Source organism: Oleiphilus sp. HI0061, assembly GCF_001635675.1.
The window spans coordinates 1-5,427 of sequence record NZ_LWFE01001114.1 but is presented as its reverse complement, the minus strand read 5'-3'; the positions used below and the strand labels follow the sequence as shown (position 1 = coordinate 5,427).

Genomic DNA, 5,427 nt, shown 5'->3' with positions numbered 1-5,427 from the left:
TTCTAGCGGGGTTTGACCGTCTTTACTTAAGTTTTCAACAAAGTTATCCACAGAATTGGTGGATAAATGTCAAAAGCGTAATAATGCTTTTGTCTTAACGGGGATTGAATTTAAGTCGCTTTGAAAGTCAACATGCTAGAGGCGGAAATTAGCAAAAAAAATAGTAAAAAATGCAATTTTTTTGCTTGTCTTTTTTTGCCGAATGGACTTGCCAGTATTTTCTTTTCGTTTACCTGTGAACAAGTGTATATAATGAACGCCGATTATGTTTGTCTATAAAATGCACTTGTTAATATTTTTTAAAGTCGGGTCTGTATATGTCTTATTCACTTTTACGAAACTTATTATTTACACTGCCGCCTGAGACAGCTCATGAGCTTTCGTTGGATTGGATGAGCGCGTTCAATCGTTTGGGGTTGATTTCACCATTTTTGCCAGATGTGGTTTCTGACCCAGTCGAAGTGATGGGGGTACAGTTCCCAAACCGAGTCGGTCTCGCAGCAGGTTTGGATAAAAATGCCGATCACATTGATGCGCTGGGCCGAATGGGCTTTGGTTTTGTCGAGGTGGGTACAATCACTCCTCGACCACAACCGGGAAATCCCAAACCTCGTTTATTTCGCCTGAAAGAGAACCAGGCAATTATTAATCGAATGGGCTTCAATAATGAAGGGGTTGAGCACCTGTTGCAGCAGGTTGCAGCGAGTCAGTACAAAAATCCTATTGGAATTAATATTGGGAAGAATTTTGATACGGCTGTTGAGGATGCGAATTCAGATTATATAAAATGCCTTAACGCGGTTTATTCTCGTGCTACCTATATAACTGTAAATGTTTCGTCGCCCAATACGCCCGGCTTGCGTACCCTTCAATTTGGTGAGTCTCTGAACTCTTTGCTTGACGCGATTAAGGAAGAGCAGGCTAAACTGGCAGAGAAGCATGGCCGTTATGTCCCCACTGCAATCAAAATTGCTCCTGATATGACTAACGAAGAGCTTGTGATGGTTGCGCAGTCGCTAAAAGCGCGTGAACTGGATGGTGTAATTGCGGGCAATACTACATTGGCTAGAGAGGCTGTTCAGGGCTACCCCCATGCGCACGAGGCAGGTGGTTTGAGTGGTGCTCCGTTAACGACGCGATCGACCGAGGTGATCTCTCAGCTGAAAGCCGAACTTGGAGAGAGTCTGCCTATTATTGGCGTGGGGGGGGTTATGTGCGGTCAAGATGCGGTGGATAAGATTAATGCCGGGGCAAGCCTGGTACAGATCTATACAGGTTTCATTTATAAGGGGCCTGCTTTAATAAGAGATGCTGCCTTAGCGATTAAGTCGATGCGTTAAGCATAAAAAAAGGCCCTGATGTGGGCCTTTTCAATTTCAATTTTTGCTATGTTGTGATCCCGGGGAGTTTGTGAATACCGGATACTCCAACTAGACCGTCCCAGTTGTCGCCTCTACCTTCACGCCAGCCACTTAGCCAGTTTTGCTTTGCGGTGGTAGTAGAATTAGGGCAGAGAGATTTTGATTTTCCTGTAATGCCTGCTTGATAACCTTTTTTAAATGCTCTTTGATCAATATCACGCTTTTGTCTTTTCATTCGTTATGAACCTCATGAACATGCTTTAAACATTGTTATTTATAAGTAGCGCAGCAACGTTGTACCCGAAGGGGTTACGAAGCTTAAAGGTAATTCAACTCCTATTGAGTGCAAATGAATTGTTATAGTGTTTTGCCGGCGGCAATAAGCTTTGCTTGTCTTTACTGGGCCGGACTTTTAGTTAAGCTAAATTTCTGTCTAAAGTACATGACTAATTCTTTCTATAAAACACTATTTATATATAGCTTTAGTATAAGCTTCCGTAATAGCTTGTTTTATAGGGTGTAACGTGTTCGAATGCGCGATTATTTCTTAATTTCAGTTTGTATTAATTTGGTAACACATGCGAAATAACGACTCATATAATGTTTTTATAACGTGCCCCCGAGGGCTAAATTACGTTCTTGAGCAAGAACTCAATAGTTTTGGAGTCGAGCAGACAAAGTCAACGCCTGCTGGCGTGAGTGCCGAATTAGATAAATCTTTGTTGTATCGTGTATTACTTTGGTCGCGAGTTGCAAATCGGGTTTTACTTGAGCTTTGTTCACATAAAGCGGAAACGGCTGATCAAATTTATGACGCAGCTTATTCTATAGACTGGAGTCGATATTTCGATTGTACGGCTAGTTTTGCGGTCGATTTCTCTGGGCAAAATGAACATGTCAACAACACTACCTTTGGTGCTTTGCGAGTAAAAGATGCAATTGTTGATAAGTTTCGTGACCTTGTTGGGGACCGGCCCTCAGTTAGTCGAGCCGAGCCTGATATCCGTATATCAGCCAGGTTGGCAAAAGGGAAAATTAACGTAAGCCTCGACTTGTCAGGTGAAAGTCTCCACAAACGCGGCTATCGTTCTGTTACCGGTGCTGCGCCACTCAAAGAAAACCTTGCCGCCGGATTGCTTTTGCTGAGTGGCTGGCCTAAGCGTTACAACGACAGCGCTAGTTTTATTGATCCAATGTGTGGCTCTGGCACTTTGCTTATTGAAGCGGCAATGCTTGCTACCAATAAAGCGCCAGGACTTGCTCGCGAGCGCTGGGGGTTTGAGTGTTGGAAAGGTCATGATGAGCGATTATGGAGTGCGCTTCGTCAGGCTGCTTTAGATTCATTCGAAAAAGGCTTAGGTTCATATCAGGGGCGTATTACTGGTTTTGATCAGGATTCTAGAGTTGTGGCGAAAGCTTGGGATAATGTTAGAAAGGCAGGCTTTGATAAGATTATTCATGTGGAGAAACGCTCACTAGAAGATTTTACCCTTGCTGAACATGATCAGGCGGGGTTGTTGCTAACGAACCCTCCTTATGGAGAGCGCTTGGGCGAGATTAACCTCCTTAAAACGCTGTATGGTGTGTTGGGTGAGCTATTTGAGCGAGACTTGCTTGGATGGAGTGCCGGCGTATTTACAGGAAATGCAGATTTAGGTAAGGCCATATGCTGGCGTTCATATAAACAGTATAAACTCTTTAATGGCGCTATCGAAAGTCAACTCATCTTATTTAGTCTTGATAAGGATAATCGCTACAAAGATGCTGCGAGCTCCTCTAAATTAGAACATTCATCTAGCAACTGGAAGATATCGAATCCACAGCGTGCTGAAATGTTCGCTAACCGCCTTAAGAAGAATTTTAAGACCCTCGGTAAGTGGGCTAAGAAAAATGAGATTAGCTGCTATCGCTTGTACGATGCTGATATGCCGGAATTTGCGCTCGCAGTCGATATGTACCAAAGCATTGATCAAACTACATGGCTTCATGTCCAGGAATATCAAGCGCCAAAGTCTATTGATGAGAAAGCTAGCCGAGAAAGGCTAAGAGAGGGGCTTAAGGTATTAAGCGAGTTTAGTTTTAATGGTGCAACGATACCGACGAAGCGAATTGCTTTAAAAGTTCGTTCGATACAAAAAGGTACTAAACAGTACGAAAAAGAAGCATCTCAAAAAGACTTTTTTACAGTAAGTGAGAGTGGTGCGCGATTCAAGGTAAACCTAAAGGACTACTTGGATACCGGGTTGTTTCTCGATCATCGTCCCATTAGAAAGTGGGTCTATGATAATGCCAGAGATAAACGCTTTTTAAATTTATTTTGTTATACAGGTGCGGTGAGTGTTTATGCCGCACTTGGTGGTGCGAAATCAACCTTGAGCGTTGATATGTCAAAGACCTACTTGAATTGGTTCGAGGGAAATCTGGCGCTCAATAGGCTAGCGCTTCGTGACAATAAAGTAGTTCAGGCAGATTGTATTGAGTGGCTAAAGTCACAACAGGAACAAAAAGCCAGTTTTGATCTGATTTTTCTAGATCCACCGAGCTTCTCTAATTCTAAACGAATGCAGGGGGTGCTGGATATTCAGCGTGATCATGTCGTACTCATAGAGCAGTGTATGAGCTTGCTGTCTGAAAAGGGGGTGCTGGTTTTCTCGAATAACCTGCGAAGGTTTAAGCTTGATCCAGGCTTGAGCGCAAACTATAAGGTCACAGACTTTACCAAAATGTCAGTGGATAAAGATTTTGAGCGCAATAGTCATATTCACCAATGCTGGAAAATAGAGCGCGGCTAGGAAATTTGCTTAGTCGGTTTGAGTAGTGGGCTTATCCTTAGAATTCAAACTTTAGGTAGGTACTGTACTGATCTATTTCGATATTCGTATCAGTGTCCTTGAGCAAACGACCGTATTCAAAGGATAAATACCACTGATCACTCAGCTTATAGTCTCCTCCGATAATCCAGCTTAAACTGAAGTTCGTTTTAAATAAATGTGACTCGGCCACGAATGGGCTGGGTTGAACCGCTGATTCCGCGTTAGAAATAGCACTTTCCGAGACGGTTCTAATAACTTCATGACGCGTTACATCTGCTCGGTAGTAAGATAGTCCAAGTAGTGCGTAAGCATTAAAATAATCTGTAATCTCTTGCTCGGCTCCCATATATGTCGCAATCCAATGATCTAGGTTGACATCCTTTGCTCCTTTAAGCGTGTCTTCTTTGATTCCCTTGCCGTAACGAAACTCTGCTTTGAAAGTGTCATCTAGGTAGCTACCATAAATAACGCTAAGGCCGTAGGTTTGTGCAGTAAGGCCGCTGAATGATAAAACCGGAGAGCCTTCAGTTCTATCTTCGTAAGATACGCTGTCAGAGAGGACGAGATTAAGGTTGAGCCTGTTGAATTCGTTCAAAGAAAGACCGACAGATAAGTAGTTTCTTTCGGACTTAGGGCCAGGGTTGCTAAAAAAACCGTTATCATCGTTGGCTTGAGTCAAAGTAGAAATAGATAGCAGAATTGAAACTAGGGCGAGTGCGAAGCGTTTGCAAACCATGTTGCTGGGCATCCTTAATTTTAGTTGATCCATTTGTAGATCCGGTTTTGCTACGGTTGATAGCTTGCATTGAGGTATTGAATTACGGAATGCAATATGGTGCCACGATATTACCAAATGTGCTTCGATACGATNCACAATTTATTGAAGTAAAACATAATATTGGGTTTGCTGAGCGTTGTTGTGAATTGAACCTGAGAAATTCTAGATGCTAAGTTAGGATTTCTTTGCTTAGGTGAAGCAGTGCGCGAACATTGTCTTCAATTGAGTCAATATCAAGCTGGTTCTCGATAGCCAGGTCATTTCGTTTCGCTAGCAGCGTTTCTAGTGGGTGAGAGCTAAAGAGCTGGGTGATTGAAGCTATTTCAAAGCCTAGTTCGTTATTATAAGTCTCGAATAGCAGTTCTAATAAGGCTTCATCTTCATCTAGGCCATCAATAAAAACTGTTTGGCCATCCAAGTCCTGGTTTAGTTCTCGAATTACGTCAGGCCCGGAAACACCTTGATCAAAAAGAAA

4 protein-coding genes and 1 pseudogene are annotated in these 5,427 nt (G+C 42.8%); 2 read left to right on the top strand and 3 right to left on the bottom strand.

Annotated elements, in window-relative coordinates:
- Positions 1-317 precede the first annotated feature (317 nt).
- Complete coding sequence (locus tag A3735_RS16420; protein ID WP_068512352.1) at positions 318-1,340, top strand: quinone-dependent dihydroorotate dehydrogenase; 1,023 nt, start codon at positions 318-320, stop codon at positions 1,338-1,340.
- A 46-nt stretch (positions 1,341-1,386) separates the two neighbouring features.
- On the opposite strand, the gene rmf is transcribed toward A3735_RS16420, so the two are convergent.
- Complete coding sequence (gene rmf / locus A3735_RS16415) at positions 1,387-1,596, bottom strand: ribosome modulation factor (RefSeq protein ID WP_068509010.1); 210 nt, start codon at positions 1,594-1,596, stop codon at positions 1,387-1,389.
- Between the two features lie 343 nt (positions 1,597-1,939).
- Between rmf and rlmKL the strand changes: the two genes are divergently transcribed.
- Complete coding sequence (gene rlmKL, locus A3735_RS16410; protein WP_068512355.1) at positions 1,940-4,153, top strand: bifunctional 23S rRNA (guanine(2069)-N(7))-methyltransferase RlmK/23S rRNA (guanine(2445)-N(2))-methyltransferase RlmL; 2,214 nt, start codon at positions 1,940-1,942, stop codon at positions 4,151-4,153.
- 37 nt (positions 4,154-4,190) lie between these two features.
- On the opposite strand, the gene A3735_RS16405 is transcribed toward rlmKL, so the two are convergent.
- Together A3735_RS16405 and A3735_RS31070 are read right to left on the bottom strand one after the other, a co-directional pair.
- The gene (locus tag A3735_RS16405; RefSeq protein ID WP_082880424.1) at positions 4,191-4,943 is read right to left on the bottom strand and encodes an outer membrane beta-barrel protein; all 753 of its coding nucleotides are present in this window, start codon (positions 4,941-4,943) and stop codon (positions 4,191-4,193) included.
- A gap of 178 nt (positions 4,944-5,121) precedes the next feature.
- A pseudogene (locus A3735_RS31070) lies at positions 5,122-5,427 on the bottom strand (hypothetical protein); the annotation flags it as partial.

Bases quoted from the DNA above. Each gene is read 5' to 3' on its own strand.
- rlmKL (WP_068512355.1), top strand. From the start codon at position 1,940: ATGCGAAATAACGACTCATATAATGTTTTTATAACGTGCCCCCGAGGG.
- A3735_RS16405 (WP_082880424.1), bottom strand. From the start codon at position 4,943: ATGGATCAACTAAAATTAAGGATGCCCAGCAACATGGTTTGCAAACGC.
- A3735_RS16420 (WP_068512352.1), top strand. From the start codon at position 318: ATGTCTTATTCACTTTTACGAAACTTATTATTTACACTGCCGCCTGAG.
- rmf (WP_068509010.1), bottom strand. From the start codon at position 1,596: ATGAAAAGACAAAAGCGTGATATTGATCAAAGAGCATTTAAAAAAGGT.